The organism is Rhodococcus sp. UFZ-B548 (genome assembly GCF_903819475.1).
In the GTDB taxonomy this organism is placed as follows: Bacteria; Actinomycetota; Actinomycetes; order Mycobacteriales; family Mycobacteriaceae; genus Rhodococcus_F; species Rhodococcus_F erythropolis.
Genome location: NZ_CAIJDS010000024.1, coordinates 19132 through 41870 on the forward strand (window position 1 = coordinate 19132; position 22739 = coordinate 41870).

At 62.2% G+C, this 22739-nt stretch carries 21 protein-coding genes and 1 pseudogene; 16 read left to right on the top strand and 6 right to left on the bottom strand.

The features are described 5' to 3' along the window. Positions 1 to 49 precede the first annotated feature (49 nt). From H7C86_RS20395 to H7C86_RS20410, 4 genes and pseudogenes are all read left to right on the top strand, one after another. Positions 50 to 1927, top strand: coding sequence for a multicopper oxidase domain-containing protein (locus H7C86_RS20395; protein WP_182262138.1), 1878 nt, complete (start codon positions 50 to 52; stop codon positions 1925 to 1927). A 222-nt stretch (positions 1928 to 2149) separates the two neighbouring features. Then, positions 2150 to 3364, top strand: a complete 1215-nt coding sequence (locus H7C86_RS20400; protein ID WP_003943886.1) for an acetyl-CoA C-acetyltransferase — start codon at positions 2150 to 2152, stop codon at positions 3362 to 3364. 45 nt (positions 3365 to 3409) lie between these two features. Continuing rightward, positions 3410 to 5551 carry a 3-hydroxyacyl-CoA dehydrogenase NAD-binding domain-containing protein gene (locus H7C86_RS20405; RefSeq protein WP_003943799.1) on the top strand — a complete coding sequence of 714 codons (2142 nt, stop codon included), beginning with the start codon at positions 3410 to 3412 and terminating at the stop codon, positions 5549 to 5551. Positions 5552 to 5638: 87 nt separating this feature from the next. Next, positions 5639 to 6711 (top strand): annotated as a pseudogene (locus H7C86_RS20410) (hypothetical protein). A gap of 23 nt (positions 6712 to 6734) precedes the next feature. On the opposite strand, the gene H7C86_RS20415 reads toward H7C86_RS20410, so the two are convergent. Both H7C86_RS20415 and H7C86_RS20420 read right to left on the bottom strand, forming a co-directional pair. After that, positions 6735 to 8036 carry a class I SAM-dependent methyltransferase gene (locus tag H7C86_RS20415; protein ID WP_003943932.1) on the bottom strand — a complete coding sequence of 434 codons (1302 nt, stop codon included), beginning with the start codon at positions 8034 to 8036 and terminating at the stop codon, positions 6735 to 6737. Beyond that, the gene (locus tag H7C86_RS20420; RefSeq protein WP_019746543.1) at positions 8033 to 9436 is read right to left on the bottom strand and encodes an FAD-binding oxidoreductase; all 1404 of its coding nucleotides are present in this window, start codon (positions 9434 to 9436) and stop codon (positions 8033 to 8035) included. The genes H7C86_RS20415 and H7C86_RS20420 overlap by 4 nt, the downstream gene beginning before the upstream one ends. 338 nt (positions 9437 to 9774) lie before the next feature. On the opposite strand from H7C86_RS20420, the gene H7C86_RS20425 reads away from it, so the two are divergent. After that, on the top strand, positions 9775 to 10209 hold the full coding sequence (locus H7C86_RS20425) for an SRPBCC family protein (RefSeq protein ID WP_019746544.1): 435 nt from the start codon (positions 9775 to 9777) through the stop codon (positions 10207 to 10209). Positions 10210 to 10263: 54 nt separating this feature from the next. Here H7C86_RS20425 and H7C86_RS20430 read toward each other — a convergent pair whose 3' ends face one another. From H7C86_RS20430 to H7C86_RS20440, 3 genes are all read right to left on the bottom strand, one after another. Further along, entirely contained in the window at positions 10264 to 11775 is a 1512-nt protein-coding gene (locus H7C86_RS20430) for an alpha/beta hydrolase (RefSeq protein ID WP_182262139.1), read from the bottom strand. Next, on the bottom strand, positions 11775 to 12071 hold the full coding sequence (locus H7C86_RS20435; protein WP_020905903.1) for a hypothetical protein: 297 nt from the start codon (positions 12069 to 12071) through the stop codon (positions 11775 to 11777). The genes H7C86_RS20430 and H7C86_RS20435 overlap by 1 nt, the downstream gene beginning before the upstream one ends. 84 nt (positions 12072 to 12155) lie before the next feature. Beyond that, positions 12156 to 12956 carry an Rv3717 family N-acetylmuramoyl-L-alanine amidase gene (locus H7C86_RS20440; RefSeq protein ID WP_047888073.1) on the bottom strand — a complete coding sequence of 267 codons (801 nt, stop codon included), beginning with the start codon at positions 12954 to 12956 and terminating at the stop codon, positions 12156 to 12158. A gap of 109 nt (positions 12957 to 13065) precedes the next feature. Here H7C86_RS20440 and H7C86_RS20445 point away from each other — a divergent pair, with 109 nt between their 5' ends. The 4 genes from H7C86_RS20445 to H7C86_RS20460 all read left to right on the top strand — a co-directional run bounded on the left by H7C86_RS20445 (position 13066) and on the right by H7C86_RS20460 (position 16165). Continuing rightward, positions 13066 to 13404, top strand: a complete 339-nt coding sequence (locus tag H7C86_RS20445; protein WP_003943929.1) for a YbaB/EbfC family nucleoid-associated protein — start codon at positions 13066 to 13068, stop codon at positions 13402 to 13404. Positions 13405 to 13416: 12 nt separating this feature from the next. Next, complete coding sequence (gene recR / locus H7C86_RS20450) at positions 13417 to 14037, top strand: recombination mediator RecR (protein WP_003943917.1); 621 nt, start codon at positions 13417 to 13419, stop codon at positions 14035 to 14037. Beyond that, positions 14037 to 14606 carry a TetR/AcrR family transcriptional regulator gene (locus H7C86_RS20455; protein WP_007731538.1) on the top strand — a complete coding sequence of 190 codons (570 nt, stop codon included), beginning with the start codon at positions 14037 to 14039 and terminating at the stop codon, positions 14604 to 14606. The genes recR and H7C86_RS20455 overlap by 1 nt, the downstream gene beginning before the upstream one ends. A gap of 86 nt (positions 14607 to 14692) precedes the next feature. Then, on the top strand, positions 14693 to 16165 hold the full coding sequence (locus H7C86_RS20460) for an MFS transporter (RefSeq protein WP_182262140.1): 1473 nt from the start codon (positions 14693 to 14695) through the stop codon (positions 16163 to 16165). Here the strand turns inward: H7C86_RS20460 and H7C86_RS20465 are convergent. Beyond that, positions 16152 to 16865, bottom strand: a complete 714-nt coding sequence (locus H7C86_RS20465; protein WP_182262141.1) for a TetR/AcrR family transcriptional regulator — start codon at positions 16863 to 16865, stop codon at positions 16152 to 16154. The genes H7C86_RS20460 and H7C86_RS20465 overlap by 14 nt on opposite strands. A 65-nt stretch (positions 16866 to 16930) precedes the next feature. On the opposite strand from H7C86_RS20465, the gene H7C86_RS20470 reads away from it, so the two are divergent. Genes H7C86_RS20470 through H7C86_RS20500 form a run of 7 tightly spaced genes read left to right on the top strand, consistent with a single transcriptional unit; the run spans position 16931 to position 22727 of the window. Then, positions 16931 to 17509, top strand: a complete 579-nt coding sequence (locus H7C86_RS20470) for a MaoC family dehydratase N-terminal domain-containing protein (protein WP_041814552.1) — start codon at positions 16931 to 16933, stop codon at positions 17507 to 17509. Next, positions 17506 to 17934: a Zn-ribbon domain-containing OB-fold protein gene (locus tag H7C86_RS20475; RefSeq protein WP_003943933.1), complete on the top strand. Its 429-nt coding sequence runs from the start codon at positions 17506 to 17508 to the stop codon at positions 17932 to 17934. Before H7C86_RS20470 ends, H7C86_RS20475 begins: the two co-directional genes overlap by 4 nt. Beyond that, positions 17931 to 18335, top strand: coding sequence for an acyl dehydratase (locus H7C86_RS20480; RefSeq protein ID WP_182262142.1), 405 nt, complete (start codon positions 17931 to 17933; stop codon positions 18333 to 18335). Before H7C86_RS20475 ends, H7C86_RS20480 begins: the two co-directional genes overlap by 4 nt. A gap of 4 nt (positions 18336 to 18339) precedes the next feature. Continuing rightward, the gene (locus H7C86_RS20485; protein ID WP_182262143.1) at positions 18340 to 19521 is read left to right on the top strand and encodes a lipid-transfer protein; all 1182 of its coding nucleotides are present in this window, start codon (positions 18340 to 18342) and stop codon (positions 19519 to 19521) included. A 32-nt stretch (positions 19522 to 19553) separates the two neighbouring features. Then, on the top strand, positions 19554 to 20762 hold the full coding sequence (locus tag H7C86_RS20490) for a DegT/DnrJ/EryC1/StrS aminotransferase family protein (RefSeq protein WP_113683513.1): 1209 nt from the start codon (positions 19554 to 19556) through the stop codon (positions 20760 to 20762). 1 nt (position 20763) lies between these two features. Beyond that, positions 20764 to 21600 carry an SDR family oxidoreductase gene (locus H7C86_RS20495; RefSeq protein WP_019746554.1) on the top strand — a complete coding sequence of 279 codons (837 nt, stop codon included), beginning with the start codon at positions 20764 to 20766 and terminating at the stop codon, positions 21598 to 21600. Further along, the gene (locus tag H7C86_RS20500; protein WP_182262144.1) at positions 21597 to 22727 is read left to right on the top strand and encodes a steroid 3-ketoacyl-CoA thiolase; all 1131 of its coding nucleotides are present in this window, start codon (positions 21597 to 21599) and stop codon (positions 22725 to 22727) included. Before H7C86_RS20495 ends, H7C86_RS20500 begins: the two co-directional genes overlap by 4 nt. The last annotated feature ends 12 nt before the right edge of the window (positions 22728 to 22739 follow it).

Here is a 22739-nt window from a genome sequence, read left to right on the forward strand (position 1 = left end):
CGTTTTCCTTGCCGGAGAACGCAACCCGTTTCGATGGGGAGGGGAATGTATGGGTATCGGGGTTTCGAGAAGGTCGGTTCTGAAGGGGTCGGCAGTCGGCACGGTGGCGGTTGCATTGGGTACAAAGGCAAGTGCTGTTCCAACCGGGAGCGCGGACATCGAGTCGCCGTTGATTTTTCATTCGCCGGAGTTCGAGCCGTTTTGTGACGAACTACCCTCGTTGTCGACGCTTTCCGGAAACGAGATCACGCTGACAGCGCAAGTGGGGCAACATGCCTTTCATCGGGACTTTCCATCGTCCCCGGCACTGTCGTACCGCAGCGGAGAGATCGGTGGCGGTTATCTGGGCCCGACCGTCGAAGCGCATTCCGGCGAGCCGATCATGTTGACGTTCGAGAACGATCTGACCGGACATCCGTTGGCAGCGGACATGGATATGACGCTGCACGGAATGCAGGCCGACTTTCGTGCGAAACCGCCGACGTCGTTGCACTTGCACGGTGGAGTCACTTCACCTGAGAGCGACGGCCACCCGGAACTGCTGGTGATGCCGGGACAGGCTGCGATGCATCACTTTTCGCACGGTCAGGAAGCCGCCCACCTCTGGTATCACGATCACGCGATGGGCATCACCCGGCTCAACGTCTACGCCGGTCTGATCGGCAACTATCTGATCAGGGATGAATTCGACACCGGCAAACTGGGAAATCCGTTGGGGTTGCCGGCCGAGGAATTCGAGATCCCGTTGATCCTGCAGGAGAAGATCTTCACGCCGACAGGCGCCCAGAACGGCCGATCCACCATCTTGATCCCGGAAGGATCGTGGGAAGGCGGCGCGGTGGGCGACGTCGGCTTGGTCAACGGCAAGGTGTGGCCGGAACTGTCTGTGGCTCGGGGCCTGTACCGCTTCCGCATCGTCAATGCGTCGTCGGCAAGTGTGTGGAATCTTCACTTCTCGAACATGATGACGTTCTGGGTGATCGGCAACGACGCCGGAATGCTCGACGCACCCGTCGCGGTCAATGCCTTCCGCTGCGCACCGGGGGAGCGGTACGACCTCCTCGTCGATTTCACCGGACTGTCGGAGGGTTCGACGGTGGAGCTTCGCAACGACGAGGCGCCCCCGCTGCCCGCTGCTGTCATCGGTGAAGTGACTATGCCGCTGTTCTGCCGGTTCCGCGGCGACTCCAGGCGCGGATTCACCGGTGGTGTTCCGTCGCAACTGCGCGGTGGGCGCCGACAACGTGACGTTCTCGCCCCGTTGGAGCAGCCGACGGTAATTCGCACGGTGACAGTGAGCCAGCAACTGGAACTGCGGAATCCACCGGCTCAGATGACGCTGAACAACCTGACGTTCAGCACCACGGACGTCGAGAGGCCGCGGCAAGGCACCGTCGAGCAGTGGAACATCGTCAACACCACGCCGGACCCGCATCCGATACACCTGCACCTGGTGAATTTCCGGATTCTCGGCAGGACACCGATGCGGACGCTGGAGTACTTGATCCGCCATCCGCAGCCGGTGATCGGCAACAAGTGGACTCCGTCGCCCGACGGGTTCGAGGCGGGGCCGATGATCGCGCCGGCGCCGTGGGAAGCGGGGATGAAGGACACCGTCAGGGTGGACGGCGGCACTGTCACCCGGATCATCGTGCGATTCCCCACCGAGGATGAGCTGGGTTTCGATCCCGACGCGATGTTCGATCGTCTTCCGAGCGCTGTGATGACGAGCGCTGTGATGACGGGCGGTGGGATGACGGACGGTGGGATGACGGGCGGTGATCAGGCGCATCAGGGAAACGGGCATCACGGCATGGGCAACCACGACGCGAGTAACACCGGTCGGCTCCAGGGATACGTGTGGCATTGCCATCTACTCGATCACGAAGATCACGACATGATGTTGCCGTATCGCATCGTGCCGTGAGTGCTTCCGGGGGCGCTCTCGAAATGAACCGAAGCGGGCAGGCGTTCGCGCGTCGGATCACCTCGGTCACCTAGCAGGATCGCTTCGGTCCTTCCCATGAATTTGGAACACGTTCTACAGTGAAAGGGCTGAGGTCTGTACCTCGGCCATGCGCCACCACCGAAGGCGGCGCGGACGATCTGCAGACCGGTTCGACGAATTACACGGAAGGAACACCTCACAGTGACCACAGAGGCATTCATTTATGAAGCCATCCGTACCCCGCGAGGCCGCGGCAAGAAGACCGGGTCGTTGCACTCGGTCAAGCCGATCTCGCTGGTCACGGGTCTGATCCAGGAACTGCGCGTGCGCTTTCCCGACCTCGACGAGGATCGGATCTCCGACCTCATCCTGGGCGTCGTCACCCCCGTTGGCGATCAGGGAATGGACATCGCCCGCGTTGCAGTCAACGATGCGGGACTGCCGGACACCGTCGGCGGCGTTCAGCTCAACCGTTTCTGCGCTTCCGGCCTCGAAGCCGTCAACATGGCAGCTCAGAAGGTTCGGTCCGGCTGGGACGAACTGGTGATCGCCGGTGGCGTCGAGTCGATGTCCCGCGTTCCGATGGGATCCGACGGTGGACCGTGGGCGCTCGACCCCGCCACCAACTACGACAACTACTTCGTGCCGCAGGGCGTCGGCGCAGACCTCATCGCCACCATCGAGGGCTTCTCGCGTGACGACGTCGATGCATACGCCGTGCGCTCGCAGGACCTCGCCGCCAAGGCGTGGACCGGCGGATACTTCGCCAAGTCGGTAGTGCCGGTCAAGGACATCAACGGCATCACCATCCTCGACAACGACGAGCACATGCGTCCGGGCACCACGGCCGAGAACCTTGCCGGCCTGGCTTCCGCGTTCGGTGTGATCGGTGAAATCGGCGGATTCGACGCCGTATCGCTGCAGAAGTACCACTGGGTCGAGAAGATCAACCACGTTCACCACGGCGGCAACAGCTCGGGAATCGTCGACGGCGCTGCACTCGTGCTCGTCGGTAGCGAGCAGGCCGGCAAGGACATGGGTCTGACGCCGCGCGCTCGCGTCGTCGCCACCGCCACCAGCGGCGCCGACTCCACCATCATGCTCACCGGCCCGACGCCGGCGTCGAAGAAGGTTCTGGCAGCTGCCGGCCTGACGGTCGACGACATCGACCTCTTCGAGATCAACGAGGCATTCGCGTCCGTCGTCCTGAAGTTCCAGAAGGACCTGAACATCCCGGACGAGAAGCTCAACGTCAACGGTGGCGCGATCGCCATGGGTCACCCGCTCGGTGCAACCGGCGCGATGATCACCGGAACGATGGTCGACGAGCTCGAGCGTCGTGGCGGCAAGCGCGCCCTCATCACCCTGTGCATCGGCGGCGGTATGGGCGTTGCCACCATCATCGAGCGCGTCTGACGCGGCGTCCGTCCTTCCAACGAGGCTTACCAGGAGTCAAGCAAAGTGACTGATCAGAACATCATCAACTGGGACCAGGACGCCGACGGCATCGTCGTGCTCACCATCAACGATCCCAACCAGGGCGCAAACACCATGAACGACGCGTACATCGCGTCGATGAAGGCCACCGTCGACCGTCTGGTCGCCGAGAAGGACTCCATCACCGGTGCCGTCATCACCTCAGGCAAGAAGACCTTCTTCGCCGGTGGCGACCTCAAGAACATGATCAAGGTCGGCCCCGAGCAGGCCGAGGAGATCTACAACCACAGCGTCGAGATCAAGGCAGACCTGCGTCGCCTCGAAACTCTCGGCAAGCCGGTAGTCGCCGCCATCAACGGCGCGGCGCTCGGCGGCGGCCTCGAGATCGCTCTCGCGACCCACCACCGCATCGCGGCAGACGTCAAGGGCGTCAAGATCGGCCTGCCCGAGGTCACCCTCGGCCTGCTGCCCGGCGGCGGCGGCGTCGTGCGCACCGTGCGGATGCTCGGTCTGCAGAACGCGCTCATGGGCGTCCTGCTCCAGGGGCAGCAGCGTGGACCAGTTCAGGCCAAGGAAGTCGGCCTCATCGACGAGGTCGTCGGCTCGGTAGAAGAACTGGTTCCGGCTGCGAAGGCATGGATCAAGGCCAACCCCGAAGGCGGCGTTCAGCCGTGGGATGTCAAGGGCTACAAGATCCCTGGCGGAACCCCGTCCACCCCGGCATTCGCTGCCAACCTTCCGGCGTTCCCCGCGAACCTGCGTAAGCAGCTCAAGGGTGCTCCGATGCCGGCTCCGCGCGCCATCATGGCCGCAGCCGTCGAAGGCTCGCAGGTCGACATCGACAACGCGCTCCTCATCGAGGCTCGCTACTTCACCTCGCTGGTGACCGGCCGCGTCGCGAAGAACATGATTCAGGCGTTCTTCTTCGACCTGCAGTCGATCAACGGCGGCGGTTCACGTCCGGCAGGCATCGAGAAGTCCACCATCAAGAAGGTCGGCGTCCTCGGCGCGGGCATGATGGGCGCGGGCATCGCGTACGTCTCCGCGAAGGCCGGCTTCGACGTCGTCCTCAAGGACGTCAGCATCGAGGCTGCCAACAAGGGCAAGGCGTACGCCGAAGGCATTGAGGCCAAGGCACTCTCGCGCGGCAAGACCACGCAGGAGAAGTCCGACGCACTCCTCGCCAAGATCACCCCGACGGCTGACCCGGCAGATTTCGCCGGCGTCGACTTCGTCATCGAAGCGGTCTTCGAGAGCCAGGAACTCAAGCACAAGGTGTTCCAGGAGATCGAGGACATCGTCGATCCCAAGGCACTGCTGGGCTCGAACACCTCGACGCTGCCCATCACGGGTCTCGCCACCGGCGTGAAGCGTCAGGAAGACTTCATCGGCATCCACTTCTTCTCGCCCGTCGACAAGATGCCGCTGGTGGAGATCATCCGCGGTGAGAAGACCTCCGACGAGACTCTGGCTCGCGTATTCGACTACGTCCAGGCGATCCGCAAGACGCCGATCGTGGTCAACGACTCGCGTGGCTTCTTCACCTCGCGTGTCATCGGAACCTTCATCAACGAGGCCATCGGCATGCTCGCCGAGGGCGTCGAGCCTGCCACCATCGAGCAGGCCGGTATGCAGGCCGGTTACCCGGCTGCGCCGCTTCAGCTTTCGGATGAGCTCAACCTCACCCTCATGCAGAAGATCCGCAAGGAATCTGCCGACGCCGCCAAGGCCGAGGGCAAGGAACTGCCGGCAGATCCGGCCGGCGAGGTCATCAACACCCTCGTCGAGAAGTTCGATCGTAAGGGCAAGCTCGGTGGAGCCGGCTTCTACGATTACGCCGAGGGCAAGCGCACCGGCCTGTGGTCCGGACTCCGCGAGAACTTCAACTCCGGAACCTCCGACGCCCCGATCCAGGACCTCATCGACCGCATGCTGTTCATCGAGGCGATCGAGACGCAGAAGTGCTTCGACGAGAACGTCCTGATCACCACGGCGGACGCCAACATCGGCTCCATCATGGGCATCGGATTCCCGGCCTGGACCGGTGGCGTTCACCAGTTCATCGTCGGATACGAGGGCGGCACGGCCGGCTTCGTCGCTCGCGCAAAGGAACTCGCTGCGCAGTACGGCCCGCGGTTCACCCCGCCGGCTTCGCTAGGGGCATAGCCCCCGTGCGCGGTTAGGGAGTCTCAACACTTCCTAACCGCGCACAGCTTTATCCACAGATTGGTTTTCTCGGCGAAATCCTTCTGTATGTATTTGCAGGCTCGTCGTATGCCTTCACATACAGAAATCGATGCATTGCAGACCGTCGTCGATGCTCAGCACGGACTGGTCACTCACACTCAACTTCACACCATCGGATTTCCTCGCTCTCGCGTGAAACAACGAGTTGAGGTCGGACGCTGGCAAACTGTTCTTCGCGGCGTCTACTCCGTCACCACGGGTCCATTGACCAGGTATGCCGTACTCGAGGCCGCGCTCTTGTACGGTGGCGGGTCTTCGATGCTCAGCCATCACACCGCCGCTGAGGAATGGTCGATGCGTCGGCCGGATGGCACTGCACCCGTGCATATCACCGTTCCGTACGGGAAGTCTGCGATCTCTCAGGCCGCCACTTTCGTTCGTGGCCTCGGCGCCGACCGACATCCATCACCCCTGATCGGCACTGGCCTCCATCCCGGCGTTGTGGTCCACCGTTCGAGGGCTCATCGTCACATTGGCGTCGACGCGCAGATGCCGCGCACCGGCAAGGCTGATACAGCACTCGATCTGGCCGTCGCAGAACCGACTCCGCGTGAGGCCTATGTCAGCCTCATCACCACAGTCACCAACGGCCGCATCCGCTTGACGGACGTCCGCCGACGCATGGAGGAGCGCTCACCCCGTAGATACCGGAAGCCCTCGAAAGTGCGGTGAAGCTTTTGGCCGACGGGGTGCAATCGACTCTCGAATATCACTATGCGGTGGATGTGGAGCAAGCACACGGGTTGCCCGCGGCCAGACGCCAATCACCGGTTCGCGTCGACGGTCGCACGCTGTACGAGGATTGTGATTACAGCGAAGTGGGTGTGCCGTTGATCGTGCGTCTCGACGGTCGGTGGGCGCATTCCATGGCCGAAGTGGCATTCCGTGATCGCCGTCGTGACAACGCGGCAGAGCTGGCAGGTCGTCCGCGGTTGGTCTACGGATTCGACGAGGTGATGAAGACCCCGTGCCAGGTTGCGCACGAGGTGGAGACGGTCTTGCGGCGGGGAGGTTGGGGGAGAAGAGGGGAGAACCCCTGCGGGGCCTGTGAGTGGTTAAGGAGTGCAGAGACTCCTTAACCACTCACAGGGAGCGGAGCTCCCTAGGCCTTCCACCACGGGCGAAGCGGCACATGCGCCTCACCCTTGGGGCCGAGCTTGACGGCCAGAACCTGGTGCAGCTGAACGACATTGCGCTCGAACCCGAGTCGTGAGCCGGCCATGTACAGGCCCCAGACGCGTGCGGTTCCCTCGCCGACCTCGGCGACGCAGGCGTCCCAGTTGTCGACGAGGTTCTGGCACCATCCGGCGAGCGTCAGTGCGTAGTGCTCGCGCAGGTTCTCCTCGTGGCGCACCTCGAGACCGACGTTCTGGATCTCGGAGATGATGCGACCCGAACCGGTGAGCTCCCCGTCGGGGAAGACGTACCGATCGATGAATCCGCCTGCCTTGGCACTGCTTCGGTTGTCCGGACGGGTGATGCAGTGGTTGAGCAGACGCCCACCTTCACGCAGCTTGCCCTTGAGGAACTCGAAGTACGCCGGGTAGTTTCCGACGCCGATGTGTTCGGTCAGGCCGATGGAGGACACTGCGTCGAATCCGGTTTCGGCCACGTCGCGGTAGTCGGAGAAACGGACCTGGGCGAGATCGGCGAGGCCCTCGTCCTCGATGGCCTTCTGTGCCCAATCCGCTTGCTCGCGTGAGAGAGTCACGCCGATCACCTTGACGCCGCGTCGGGCCGCGTAGCGAACCATCGAGCCCCAGCCGCAACCGATGTCGAGAAGTCGATCACCCTTCTGGAGTCCGAGCTTCTCGAACACCAGGCGGTACTTGTTCTCCTGGGCTTCTTCGAGCGTCTGTTCCGCATTGTCGTAGGCGGCACAGGTGTACGTCATGGACGGGCCGAGGACGTACTCGTAGAAGGTGTTGGAGACGTCGTAATGGTGATGGATGACTTCGGCGTCACGAGTCTTGGAGTGACGCAGTCCTTCTGCGACGCGACGCCAGCGAGGAAGGTGTTCCTGGGGCGGCGGGGCGATGGGCCGCAACAGATCCCAGCCCAGTGAGCGGGTGATGCTTGCGAGTGTCAGTGCCGACGGGCGCTTGAGGTGGAGTTCGTCACCCATGATGCGCAGGATCTCGTACGGATCACCGGGGTGAACACCCTCGGCTTCGAGATCGCCGGAGACGTACGCGCGGGCCATGCCGAGATCGCCGGGCGCCGTTGCGAGATAAGTGGTTCCGCGAGTCGACTTGAGGTGCAGTCCGTAGTCGGCATCTTCGGGGCCGGCGGTGCTGCCGTCGTACGCGGTGAATCGAAGCGGCAGCATGCCGTCGGAAAGCGTCTCGAGAATCTCGGCAATAGAGAGCTTGTCCTGGCTTTTGGAGTCTTTGAACGTGGTCATTTACGTTGCACCGCCTTAGAGAATAGATCCAATAAACGGGATTTCGGGTCGTAGCGTTCCTTGAGTCCGATGTACCGGTCGCCGCCGTAGTACAGCTCCTCGAAGTCTTCCTTCGAGTAGTAGGAGTCGGAGTAGAGCGATTTGTGTCCGTCGAAATCGCTGACCTTTTCTTCGATCAGTCGATTTGCTGCCCCCTCGCGCTCGCCGGGAACGATCGGCACCGAAGACCAGAAGCCGATGTTGACGTAGGTGCGCTTGGGTTCGAGGGGGTAGAGGGGCCACGGCCGAGAAGCTGAGGCAGCGGCCGGGCTGGGCTCACGAAGACGCAACGGGCACAACCACAGTGGTTCGATCGGAATTTCCTCGAGGAACCAAGAGACGAAGTCCGCGGTTCGTTCGATGGGTACCTCGACGTCCTGGACGACGCGTTCGCGCGGGGGCTTGCCCTTGCGCTTTTCGAGGCGATCTCCGATGTCGTACTTGTGGTCGAGGGCGATCAGCTTCCAGTAGAAGCTGCTGCGCAGGTACTGCTTGGGCCAGAAGCGTCGAATCTTCGGGTTCTGTGCACCGAAAGCCCGTGAGCACCAGAACCAGTCGGTGTCCCAGCGCCACAGGTAGTCCCGAATGGTCAAGCGATCCGTCTTGGGCTGTGTGAGTGACGGATGCTGGATCGACCGGTAGAAGATGTCCTGGTCGGTGTAATCGCTGACCGGGCCTTCCTCGTCGGTTTGTACGCCGAGTGTGAGGTAGCTCTCGGAATCGGTGAAGACCACCCCGTCGAGGTAGTCGACGGCGATCCCGTCGTACTCGCGCTCGGTGACGATGCGATCCATCGTTTCTTCGAGCTTCTTCAACGAATCGAAGCGCACGTGACGCAGGGCGACGTACTTCTTGACGGGTTCGAGTGCGATCTTCAATCGCGTCGAATAGCCAAGTGTGCCGTAGGAATTGGGGAAACCGAAGAACAGTTCGGCATGTTCGCCGTCCGGCGTAGCGGTGATGATCTCGCCGCTGCCGGTCAGTACGTCGATTTCGAGCACCGACTCGTGTGGCAGGCCGTTGCGGAACGAGGTGGACTCGATGCCCAGGCCCGTCACCGCACCGCCCAGGGTGATGGTCTTGAGTTGAGGTACGACCAGTGGCGCCAGACCGTAGGGCAGTGTCGCGTCGACGAGGTCTTCGTAGGTGCACATGCCGGCGACGTCGGCTGTGTGCGCCTGCGCATCGACGGCGATGACACCTGCCAGACCGCTGACGTCGAGGCCGGGGGCCGACGTCTTGGCGCGAGCGCGGAACAGATTGGATGTCTTCTTTGCCAGGCGTACAGAAGCATCGGCGGGAATGGCGCGGTATGACGCGAGTAGGCGTTCGACGCCTTCTCTGTGCTGCTCGAACCCCATTTCACGCGCAGCATCGGAACCCGGGCCTTGCTTTGTCCGGATTCGATCTAACTTCTGAACTACCCCATTGAACGAGAGAGTCACACCCTGACGCTATCGGTAGTTGCGTGTGCAAGCTATCCGGAGGGGTATTAATGCCCGAATTTGATCGAGTTGTTGCAATCGAACTCGGTAAATGCTCCGAGTGGTGAACCAGCTCACACGGAATGGGTAGATGGTCGAGATACCCGGGCGCAGCAGGCAGTATGGAAAGGAATATCTGCGCAGTTCGAGGTGCGGATTCGGGTAGTCATTCGCGGTATCGAGCCGCGTTGGTCGAGCAAGGAGACGTAGGGCATATGGGTCAGGTCAATGCAATGAGTTCGATAGTCGTCACAGCAGCACCCGACAAGGTGCTCGCGGCGCTCGCGGACTACGAGACGGTTCGCCCGCGGATCCTGTCCGAGCAGTACCTCGACTACAAGGTCGTCGAAGGCGGCCAGGGTGACGGCACCGTCGCGCAGTGGACGCTGAAGGCGACGGAAAAGCGCTCGCGCAACGTCAAGGCCACCGTTACGGTCGACGGCAACGTCATCACCGAGAAGGACGCGAACTCCAGTCTCGTCACCACCTGGACCGTTGCCCCTAACGGCACCGGAACGACGGTGACGACGCTCACCCAGTGGCAGGGTGCCACCGGTATCGGCGGTTTCTTCGAGCGCACGTTCGCCCCGAAGGGTCTGCAGCGCATCCAGGCCCAGGTCCTGGACAACCTCAAGCGCGAACTCGTCTAACTGATCCTGCATCACCGAGATGGCGTCGTACCTTCACCGGTACGGCGCCTTCTTTCATGGGCCGGTAATGATCCGCCCCAATTCGGTGAGTGCGGGGTTTCCGCTTTCCCAGTAGTCGCTGTGAACTCCGAACCCAGGCTGCCCGGGTGATCCGGCGAATATCTGCGCGCCGAATTCCGGATCCGACGGGTCGAACCCGTGGAGTCCGAGGATCTTGGGGATCAATTGGACCGGATCCCAGAAGGCCGTCGTCGAATGAACATGGCGCGCCACCTCGTCCGAGTCGACGCCGTCCAGGCTCAGTTCGTTCACACGCTCGACATCGACGCCCGGGCTTGCGACAAAAACCAGTTCGTCGACGTCGAGAGAAGCGCCACGGGTAGTCGCAGCACCGACGACGGTGCTGCCGTAGGAATGACCGATCACCACGTTGTGCGACGGCTGACCGTCATGCGAGGTTCGTAACCCGTCCTGGAAGCTGTCCAGCCTCGGTGCCGCGGAGTTGGCGTACTGATCCGAGGCTGCATCGGGAATGCCTGGGGGAGCGTCGTATCCGGACCACAGGATCACTGATGTGGCTTCCGTTGGCGCCGCCCTCACCGCCGAGTCGTACATGGCCTTGGTTCGTTGCAGATCTCCACCGACGCCCGACAGCCCGGAGCCGGTTCCGGGAACCAGTGTTGCGACGTTGTCGGCGGCATCGGGATTACCGAATGCCACGACGGCGTGCCCATCCGTGACCGAGAGAAGGAACGTGTCCGGTCGAAGTTCGCCGCGCACGGCCGTGTATCCGGCAGCTACCGTTCGATCCGGCAACTGCTCGAGCGCAGAGAGGTACCGCCGGTTGTAGTAGTCCCGGTCTAGAGCGGGAAGGCCGTCGCGGCTACCGATGGACGGATCCCACCTCGCCAACGCGTCTTTCTCGTTGGGAGTGAGCGATTCCCACAGTCGGTGTAACTCCGTTGGTGTCCCGGGGAGTGTCGACCTCCCATCGATGATGTCGACGACAGTGCGGTTGAGGCGATCAGTCTGATTGCCAAGGAGTGATCCGATCTCCCGGAATGCCTCACCCAGAGCAGTCGCGGCCCGGTTGTCTTCATCGTCGAGTGCCGTCAATGCAGTGGAGATCCTCTGCTGAAAAATCTCTGCAGCCGTGGCGTTTTCGGAATCTTGCATGACGTCGGCCAGATTCCACGGCTGCTTCGTCTCAGGCGCCGATACAGCTCCACTGTCTGACACCGTCAATCCGTGTTCGAGAGTCGCCTCCTCGACCAGGTCCAGAACTGATTTTCGCGCCGCCCCGATCGTATTGGCCGCCCCGCCATACAGATCCGCAACTACGCGAACCGCAATCGACAGCCGCGACGAGGAAAGCGAGATGCCAGACCACTGCACTGCCGCCGCGCTCGACGCTTGTCCCTGCCAGAATTCGCGGACGGCGTCGATGCTGCGTCCGGCGTCATTGCCGAGAGCTTCGATCTGCCGGTCGATGTCGATCAGTTCCGAAGTGCTCGTGCGCAATTTCTCCGGTGACCACGTTCGAAGCTGAGAGACGGTGGGCTGCATCAGTAGGCTCCGCGCAGTTCGGACACCACTTCGCCCTCGGCAGCGTCGTACAGACGTGCTGCGGCAGCGGTTCCCGACGCCATGAGTCCCAATTGCGTAGCCAGGTACCGGTACGCGTCGGCGATGACTCCGGCATTCCCAGTCGACACAGCCGCGACAGCGGACGAGTTCAGGGCCGCCGCGGCTTCGAAAATCGGGCCGGCGGAATCGATCCCCGAGATCTGATCCGCAATTCGAGACAGATCAGCTGAAAGTTGCTGCAGAGCAGCGAAATCTACCTGAAGTATCGGCCCCATGGCAGAACCGTATCCAGGTGAGCTGGCTAGCGGGACGGTGCCGAGTTTCCTGTGGACAATCGGGATTTCTCCACAGTAGCGAGGTCAGGGGGTTGTCAGGAAGGCGGTGACTCCGCTGGTGACGGCGGTTGCGTACTCCTGCTGACCGTCCGGACTCGTCATGCGCGCTGCCTCGTCGGCATTTCGCATGTTGCCGAGTTCGACCAGAATCGACGGCCGCTGCGACAGATTGAGACCCGTCAGATCGGCGCGTGGCGCCAACCCGTCGTCACCGATGTAGGTCGACGGGGTGAGCCCGGCGGTGACGAGTGAGTCGCGCATGGTTTCGGCAAAGGCGACGGACGGGCCGGCCTGCACCGTATTCAGCGGGGGCGCGGAGTAGCAGACGTGGAAGCCCTCGGCCCCGGCCGCTGCGCCGTCCGCGTGAATGCTCACCACTACGTCGGCGCCGGAGGAATTGGCAGCTTCGGCACGTGCGTCGACGCATGATCCGACGCTGACGTCATCGGGTCGACTCAGGACGACAGTTGCGCCTTGGCCTTCGAGCTCGCTCTTGACCAGGCTCGCGACTTCCCAGTTGAAGGTGTGCTCGGGGAACCCGGCATCGGTGTTGGTGCCGGTGGTCTGGCAGTTCTTGGTGCCGCCGCGGCCCGTGGGGACCTGGGTGTTGATGCTGTCGTCGTTCGCCCCGCTGTGCCCGGGATCAAGGAAGACGACCTTGCCGGTGAGCGCAGCGGGGACGTCAGCGGCCACAGTGCTGAGCGGAGACACCTCGACCGAAGTCGTGGCCTCGGCAGTCTCGGTCGGAATCGTGCACGCAGCGCTCAGAAGCCCAGCCCCGACCACGGCGATCAGGGCAGTGGAGCGGAACACACGTGATGCCATGTTTGACCTACCTGACGGTTTTACGGTGTCTGACTGGTTCCGGCGCACCCGCTCACGGTAGCGCGCACCGACTACGCTGGTGGGGATAACTCTGTAGAAAGGACCGCTCGTGCAACCAGGTGGAGCACCCGACATGTCTGCTCTGTTGGCTCAGGCTCAGCAGATGCAGCAGCAATTGATGGCGGCGCAGCAGGAAATGGCTCAGGCCGAAGTGACCGGTCAGGCCGGTGGCGGACTGGTTGTCGCCACGGTCAAGGGCACCGGCGAGGTTGTTGGTCTGCAGATCGATCCCAAGGTCGTCGACCCTGAAGACGTCGAGACGCTGCAGGATCTGGTGATCGGCGCGATCGAGGACGCTTCGCGCAAAGCACAGGAAGTCGCTGCTGAGAAGCTCGGCCCGTTGGCCGGCGGACTCGGCGGAGGCCTTCCCGGTCTCCCCGGCTTCTAGAAACGAGAACGCGTGTACGAAGGTCCGGTTCAGGATCTGATCGACGAACTCGGGAAGCTTCCCGGAGTCGGGCCGAAGAGCGCTCAACGCATCGCTTTTCACCTGCTCTCCGTGGAGCCTCCCGAGATCGACCGTTTGAAAAATGCATTGCAGCGCATCCGTGACGGCGTTCAGTTCTGCACGGTGTGCGGAACTGTGTCCGATCAGGAGAAGTGCCGCATCTGCGCCGACGCGCGTCGCGATCGCACGGTGATCTGCGTCGTGGAGGAACCGAAGGACGTCCAGGCTGTCGAGCGCACCCGTGAGTTCAAGGGTCGTTACCACGTGCTCGGCGGTGCGCTCAATCCGCTCTCGGGGATCGGGCCGGACCAGTTGCGCATCCGGGAGTTGTTGGCTCGCATCGCAAATCAGGAGGACGGCGTCGACGTGTCCGAGGTCATCATCGCCACCGACCCCAACACGGAGGGTGAGGCGACAGCTACCTATCTCGTTCGCATGATGCGAGACATTCCGGGGCTGACGGTGTCTCGGTTGGCTTCGGGTCTTCCGATGGGTGGCGATCTCGAATTCGCAGACGAGTTGACGCTGGGTCGGGCATTGTCCGGCCGTCGTGAATTGTCGCGGAACGCTTGATGAGCGGCACGGAGCAAGGTCAGCAGGTGCGTCGTACGTCCGAGCAGACGCGTGCGCAGATCATCGCGTCGGCCGGGAAAGCATTCGCGACTCGGCCGTACCGCGAAATCACGCTCAAGGACATCGCCGAAGACGCAGGCGTCAGCGCTCCTCTCATCATCAAGTACTTCGGTTCCAAAGAGCAGTTGTACGACGAGTTGGTCGACTTCCGGGCAGCAGCGGTCACGGTCTTCGACGCCCCGAACGACTCGCTCGGCGAGCGCATGGTCTCGCTGTTCACCAAGCCGTTGGAGTCGTACAAGCCGCTGTCCATGAGCTTGTTGTTCATGAGCGGCGTCAGTGAAGAGAGCAACCGCAAGCTGCGCGAGAACTATTCGACGCAGATGATCGACACCCTCGCCGCTCGCCTGTCCGGCCCCGACGCGAGATTGCGCGCGGAACTGGCGATGTCGATGGTGGTCGGAGTGGCGATCATGCGCCGACGGATGATGGCCGGCCATGCCACCGGCACCCAGGACGAAGTGGTTGCGCTGTACGCACCACTTGTCCAAAAGCTGCTCGACGGGTGAGCGGCATCACAATTCTTGCTTGGTAAATATCCGTTCACCTAATGTAGGTGAACGGATATTTACCTAGTGGGAACAGGCGGTGTGGGGTGACGACGCTCGACCGTCCGCCAGGCACGCCTGCAGCCACCACCCCCGACGCGAGTCTCGCGCAGTCGCGCTCCCGCTTTCTCTTCCCCATCGTTGTCGCCGCCGCCGTGTTCCAGGCTGTTCTGCAGACGGTCATCGTTCCACTGCTGCCGGAGTTGCCGCACTTCACCGGCGCTGGACGCACGGCCGTGTCCTGGCTGGTGACCGTAACGCTGCTGGTCGGCGCGGTGGTTACCCCCATCTTCGGTCGGCTCGCCGACATGTTCGGCAAGAAGAAGATGCTTCTGGTTGCCTTCTCGATGATGACTCTCGGCTCGATGTTGTGTGCGCTGTCGTCGGACATCGCTGTCCTCATCTTCGCGAGAGCGTTGCAGGGGGCCGGGTCGGCGGTCATCCCCATCGGAATCTCCATGCTCCGTGACGAATTGCCACGCAACAAGGTCAACGGCGCAGTGGCCATGATGAGTTCGACGCTCGGCGTCGGAACCGCTTTGGGCATACCGTTTTCTGCGATGATCGCGCAGTACTCGAACTGGCACGTCCTGTTCTGGGTAACCACCGCCATCGGGCTGTCCGTGACTCTTGCTGCGGTGCTGTTCATTCGAGAGTCCGAGGCGAATCCGTCGGGAAGATTCGACGGCGTCGGGGCTGTCGGTCTGAGCGCCGCGATGATCGCGCTACTGGTGCCGATCACTCAGGGATCGAGTTGGGGATGGACCAGCGGAGCGGTGATCTCCATGCTGGCCGCGTCGGCGGTGCTGTTCACGCTCTGGGTAATTCAACAGCGGCGCAACGTCAATCCGCTGGTCGACGTCCGTGCTCTCGTGAAACGTGCGGTGTTGATCCCGCATCTGGCGGCTCTGCTGGTCGGGTTCGCATTTTTCGGGAACACACTGATCACCACGCAACTGCTGCAGGGGATGAAGGGGCCGGGCGCCGGGTACGGCCTGTCGATCATCGCAGCAGCGCTCTGCCAGATTCCGGCGAGTATCGCGATGGTGCTGTTCTCACCGGTTGCGGTGCGGATCACCGACCGCTTCGGTTCACGGACCGCGATGTTGACCGGTGCCGTGTTCCTCGCCGGCGGGTACGGGATTCACGCCGTTGCCGGTAAGCCGCTGTGGGGAGTGGTTGCAGCACTGGGTATCACAGCAGTCGGGACCGTCATCGTCTACAGCACGCTCTCGCTGCTGATTCTGGTTGCCGTGCCTCGACAGCGACTGGCGGCAGCCAACGGGGTGAACTCACTTCTGCGGACGTCCGGAAGCACGATCTGCAGCGCGACGGTGGCAACGATCCTCGCCGCGTTCGTGATCAGCGGTTCGGAACATTCCACGTCGTGGACCGGATTCTCCGTCGCCTACCTGGTGTGCGCGGGCTGCGCGGTGGTCGTATTCGCGGTGTCGATCCTGTTGCCGCAGGGGCGAACCCCGAAACATCTGGACCTGCCGGATCTCGTCAGGCGACCCTGAATCCCGAGAGGAAGAGTGTGATCATCAGATCCGCGAACTCTTCGGTGGTGTACTTCTGGCGGTCCGGCCAATGCGTGGTCGACCACAGGGTGTCGCGAACCGATCGATAGAAAATCTCGGGGGCCACGTCTCTGCGGAAGATTCCCTGATCGACGCCTTCGGCGATCGCTTTCATCCAGTGCTCGCGGACTTGGCGGGAAGGACCGTCGACGGATTGCAGGAGGTCGTTGTCGCGTAGATACGCCCGATCGTTCTGGTAGATCGCCGTCGGGTGCGGGTGCAGTTCGATGACGACCAGGGTCTCGCGGATCAGGCCGCGTAGGACGTCCTCGGGGTCGTTCGCCGTCTTCTCCACCTGATCGAAGCGGAGTTGAATGTCGGTGATGAAGCCGCGCATGAGCTCGGCGACTATCGCATTCTTCGACTTGAAGTAGTGGTAAAGGCTGCCCGAGAACACTCCAGCAGCGTCGCCGATCTCGCGAACGGTCGTGGTGGCGACACCCTTCCTGGCGAACAGCTCGGCTGAGCTCTCCAGGATCTTCTCCCGACGATCTGGTGATGCCACTGAAATCTCCACTGGTTGTCGGTCCTGCTCAGGGCAGGGTTTCGCGGGTGCCGGGCTGCCGGCGTCGAACGTAGCGCAATCCTGCCTGATGGCTCCGGCTCGAACCAATTCGTCGGTGAGATCGCGTGTTTCCACTTCCGGATTCCTATGCTAGCTTCAAAATCAAGCGATTGCTCAACTTTCGTTCACGGAGGATTTCAGTGCAGAGCCTGCAGACGCAGTTTCCGAATTTCATCGGCGCAGAGGCCGAACCACCCCGCGTCGCCCGCTACGCCGTCAACGAGGCGATGATCCGCAACTGGGTCGAGGCACACGACGACCGCAACTCGATCTACGTCGACGCCGAAGCTGCTCGCAGCACCGGTCGTCGAGACGTCGTCTGCCCACCCGCGATGATCTCGACCTGGGTGATGGCGGGCTACCGCCGCTATCGGCAGGTCCAACAACTTCGCGCCGACGGAGCCTCCGAGGATTTCGCCTATTCACGACTACTCGGGCTGTTGGACGAGGCCGGCTACACGTCCGTAGTCGCGACCAACGTCGAGCAGGAGTATTTCGCGGAGTTGAGTCCCGGAGACCACGTCACCGCATATTTCACCATCGAAGCGATCTCACCGTTCAAACAGACGGCTCTCGGTCACGGGTGCTTCATCACTCTGTTCAAGAAGTACGTGGACCAGGACGGAAAGACGCTGGTCGAAGAGCGCTTTCGACTGCTCAGATTCAAACCAGATGCCCAGACAGATACCAAGCCCGAAGCCCAGGAGGTAATCGCATGAGCGAGACTGGCTCCCGCCACACCGCGGTGCCGAGACTCACCGTCACCGACGACAACGATTTCTTCTTCTCTGCGGCCAAAGAGGGTCGCCTCGAAATCCAACGGTGTGCGGATTGCAAGACACTGCGCCACCCGCCAGCGCCCGCCTGCCCGGAATGCCGCTCGTTCAGTTGGGACACAGTCGAATCCACGCGGCGATGCACGTTGCACAGCTTCACGGTCATTCATCACCCGAAGGATCCTGCCTTCGAGTACCCGCTCGCCGTCGGACTCGTCGATCTCGAAGAAGGCACGCGTCTGGTTGCCGACATCGCGGGCATCGATCACGAGGAACTCGAATTCGGTATGGAACTCGAAGTGGCGTTCTCCGAGCACGCTCACGGCGAGATGCTGCCGCAACTGAGGCGACGGGGATCGGCGCAGTGACGAATCTTTTTGATTACGAGGTAGGTTCGACCCTTCCCAGCCTCGAACTGCCGTTGGACCGAACGCTCATCGTCGCCACGGCGATCGCTTCTCAGGATTTCGAGGACGTGCATCACGATCCGGGCAAGGCGCAGGATCGCGGAACTCCCGACATCTTCATGAGCATCAACACCACCAACGGGCTCATCGACCGCTACATCACCGACTGGTCAGGCCCGGGATCGCGAATCGTCAAAACATCACTACGGCTTGGTGTTCCGAACTTTCCCGGAGACACCATGACATTGACCGGCAAGGTGATCGACTCCGACGGCCGGGCGCTCACCGTGACGGTTCTCGGCAAGAACGCTCGCGGAACGCACGTGACAGCCGACGTGACTCTCGAACCGGCGGAAAGGTAATCGCATGACACGAGGATTTTCGAGGCAAGCCGCCATCGCCGGGATCGGCGCCACCGAGTTCTCCAAGAACTCCGGCCGCAGTGAATGGCAGTTGGCGTGCGAATCCGTGATCGCCGCGCTCGACGACGCTCACATCGAGGCAGAAGAGGTGAACGGATTTGCGCTGTTCACGATGGAGAACAATCCCGAGATTGCGGTCGCACGCGCTCTCGGGATCCCGGAACTGACGTTCTTCAGTCGTATTCCACACGGCGGCGGCGGCGCCTGCGCACCGGTTCAACAAGCCGCGCTTGCCGTCGCCAGTGGTGTCGCCGACGTTGTGGTCGTCTACCGTGCCTTCAACGAAAGATCAGGTCACCGATTCGGCGCCGGGCCGCCACCCTTTGCGTACAACGCGTCGACGGACCAGGAGTATCGGAACTGGATCAACCCGTACGGGCTTCTGACGCCGGCGCAGCAGGAAGCCTTCCTCGCCAAGCTCTACATGCACAAGTACGGGGCAACCAGCGCCGACTTCGGTCAGATCTCGGTTCTCTCACGCAAGCATGCCGCGAACAACCCGAAGGCCTGGTTCTACGAACGCCCGATCGCCATCGAGGATCATCAGAACTCGCGCATGATCGCCGACCCCATCCGCCTGCTCGACTGCTGTCAGGAAAGTGACGGTGGACAGGCGCTGGTCATCGTCAGCGCGGAGCGCGCCCGCGACCTGCCGCACAAACCAGCGATCATCAGCGGTGCTGCGCAAGGTGTAGGTCCACAACAGATTTCGATGAGCAGCTACTACCGCGAAGACATCGACAGCATGCCGGAAGTCGAACTCGTGGCGCGCCAACTGTGGGACCAGGCCGGTATCGGCCCGGACGACATCGATGCCGCAATTCTCTACGACGCCTTCACCCCGATGGTTCTGCTTCAACTCGAGGCGTACGGATTCTGCGGTCGAGGCGAGGCAAAAGACTTCATCGCCGACGGCAATCTCGAGCTGGACGGTCGCCTGCCGATCAACACCCACGGCGGTCAACTCGGTGAGGGATACATCCACGGCGTCAACGGTATTGCCGAAGGTGTTCGCCTGATCCGCGGTACCTCCACCAACCAACCCACCAAAACTTTGGACAACGTGCTCGTGACCGGCGGCTCTCCCGTCCCGCACAGTGCGCTCGTCCTCTCGGCAGATCGCTGAATCTGCCGCCTATTCGAGAAAGCAGGAACAAGATGAGTGAGCGGATCACCTACGCCAGGGCTACACACGGCGAGGAAGAAATACAGGCGGTTGTCGACGTTTTGCGCAGCGGGCATCAAGGATTGCGCATCGGCAAGAACGTCTTCGAGATGGAAGAACGCATCGCGGCCTTGGCAGGCAAGAAGTTCGGCGTCATGTGCAACTCGGGATCCTCGGGTTTGTACTTGGCAGTCGAGCTGCTCGGACTGCCTGCGGGAAGCGAGATCATCACGTCGCCGTTGACGTTCTCCACCGACATCGCACCGATCGTGCGTGCCGGTCTGGTGCCGGTGTTCGTGGACGTGGAACCCAACACGTTCAACGTCGACGTCACCAAGATCGAGGCAATGGTCACCGAAAAGACCGGTGCCATCCTGATGCCGAACCTCGCCGGCAACTGCCCGGACTGGGACGTCATTCGTAATATCGCTGATCGCCATGGACTCAAGGTGATCGAGGATTCGTGTGACGCGATCGGCGCCACGCTCCGCGGCACTCCCACCGGCTCCCGGGCGGACATCGTCGTCACCAGTTTCTCGATGGCACACATCATCACGTGCGCGGGAACCGGCGGAATGGTGTGCGTCGACGACGAAGCCAGCCGCGACAAGGCGCTCCTGCTTCGCCGCTGGGGCCGTCGCAGTGAGCCGAATCTGTTCGGTAGTACCAAGTCCGGCCGAGTCTTCCGTGAAGAACTCGACGGCGTCGACTACGACAACGACTTCATCTTCGAGCTCATGTCATGGAACTTCGAGCCCTCCGAACTCGGCGCAGCCTACGGTGTCGTGCAGCTCGACAAGCTGGAAGAGAACTACAAGACGCGTAAGGCAACGTTTGCGGCCTTCACGGCGGCATACGGCGCCCATCCTGAATTCTTCACGACGCCGGTAGAACTCGACGGTCTCGATACGGCGTGGCTGTGTTACCCGGTGATGATCAACGAGAACGCCCCCTTCACGCGCAGCGACCTGCAGGAAGCCATCGAGGCCGACGGTATCGACACACGAACTGTGTGGAGCGGCAACGTCACTCGTCACCCGATGATGAACAACATCGAGTTCCGTCAGCCGGCCGAAGGATTGCCGGAAGCCGACGCGGTATTTGCCCGAGGAATGACACTCGGCATGAGTCACGGCCTGCGTGAAGACGAAGTTGCACGGATTGCGGAGAGCATCAATCGCTTCGCCTCGAAGTTCAAATAGCATGACGAGGCGCTTTGACGGCCGCCGAGCGCTTGTCACCGGTTCCAGTCGCGGAATCGGTGCGGGCGTCGCAGAGCGACTGGCAGCCGAGGGTGCCGACGTCGCCCTCGTGGCTCGGACGCTCGGCACGCATGCAACCCTGCCGGGCAGTCTCGAAGAGACTGCGGCTCGAATTGCCAAGTACGGAACCAAAGTCGAGATAGTTGTCGCAGATCTGACGGACGAGCAGCAGCGCGACACCGTTGTGCCGCTGGCGATCGAGAAGCTTGGCGGGACGATCGACATCCTGGTGAACAACGCGGCAGCGGCGATCTATCAGCCGCTGTCGGATTACCCACTGCGGCGACGACGTTTGATGTTCGAGGCAAATGTCCATGCACCGCTCGATCTGATGCAAGCCGTGGTGCCGGGGATGGTGGCAAACGGATACGGCTGGATCGTGAACGTGTCCAGTGGCACCGTCAAACCGTGGCAGGGCCCGCCGTTCACGTGGGTCGAACCGGGAACTGCCATGACCGTGTACGGCGCCTCCAAAGCAGCGCTCAACAGGATGAGCAACGGCATGGGCGTGGAACTCTACGGCCAGGGGGTTCGCGTCAACACGGTTCAACCGCGGGCAGCGGTGCTCAGTGAGGGCGCCAAAGTCCTGGTCGGTGAGACTATCCGGCCGGATCAGGTCGAATCTATGGAAGAAATGGTGGAAGCGGTCACAGCGCTGTGTGATTGCGACACCGAGTTCACCGCGCGCTCGAGCGTCAGCTTGGACCTGATCGACGAGTGGTCCCTGACCGTACGCGGTCTGGACGGAACGGCACTACGAACCGAGGAGTTGGCATGAAGCCCGTCATCGTGGACGCAGCACGAACGCCGTTCGGCAAGCGTGAGGGTTGGCTGTCCGGAGTCCACGCGGCGGAACTGTTGGGTTATGCGCAGAGAGGCGTGCTGGATCGGGTGGGCGTGGATCCTGACGCGGTCGACCAGGTCATCGGCGGCTGTGTGACGCCTCTCGGTGAGCAGTTCGGAAACATCGTGCGTACGTCCTGGATGCATGCGGGCCTTCCGTTGAAAGCGGGCTGCACCACGATCGACGCGCAGTGCGGAACTGCACAGCAGTCGGTGCAGTTGATCGCCGGGCAGATTGCCATCGGTGCAGTCGACGTGGGTGTGGCGTGCGGTGTCGAGTTGATGTCCCGAGCTCCGTTGACGTACAAGGTGGGTACCGGCCTGGGAACACCACGTCCGGAGTCGTGGTCACTCGATACCGTCGACCAGTACACCGCGGCCGATCGGATTGTTGTCAAGCGCGGTTTCAGCCGCGAGGATCTCGACGCCTTCGGGCTACGCTCGCAGCAGCGGGCGGCGGCGGCGTGGGAGGCAGGCCGATTCGACTCGCACATCATCGATGTGGTCGCTCCGGGCTCTGACGTTCCGGTTCATCGGGATCAGGGTTTGCGCGAATCGAGTCTCGAAGGGCTCGCGAAGCTGCGCACCGTTCAAGAGGGCGGATTGCACACCGCTGGAACGTCTTCGCAGGTCTCGGACGGTGCGAGTGCAGCTCTGCTGATGTCAGAGGATCGAGCCAAGGCCCTCGGCGTGCGGCCACGGGCAAAGATACTGGCGCAGTGCGTTATCGGCGGGGACACCGAGTTCATGCTCGACGGTCCCGTCGACGCGGCAAACATCGTGCTCGGACGCGCCGGTCTGACGATCGACGACATCGATCTGTTCGAGGTCAACGAGGCATTTGCTTCGGTACCGATGTCGTTCGCGCAGGTTCACGGCGTCGATCCCGAATTGCTGAACGTCAACGGTGGTGCAATCGCACTGGGCCACCCGGCCGGTGCAACCGGAATCAGACTGTTGGCCAATGTCATCGACGAACTGGAACGCCGGAACAAGTCCATCGCACTGATCGCGATCTGCGCGTCCGCCGCAACCACCTGCCTGATTCTCGAACGCATCTGACAAGAACCGAAG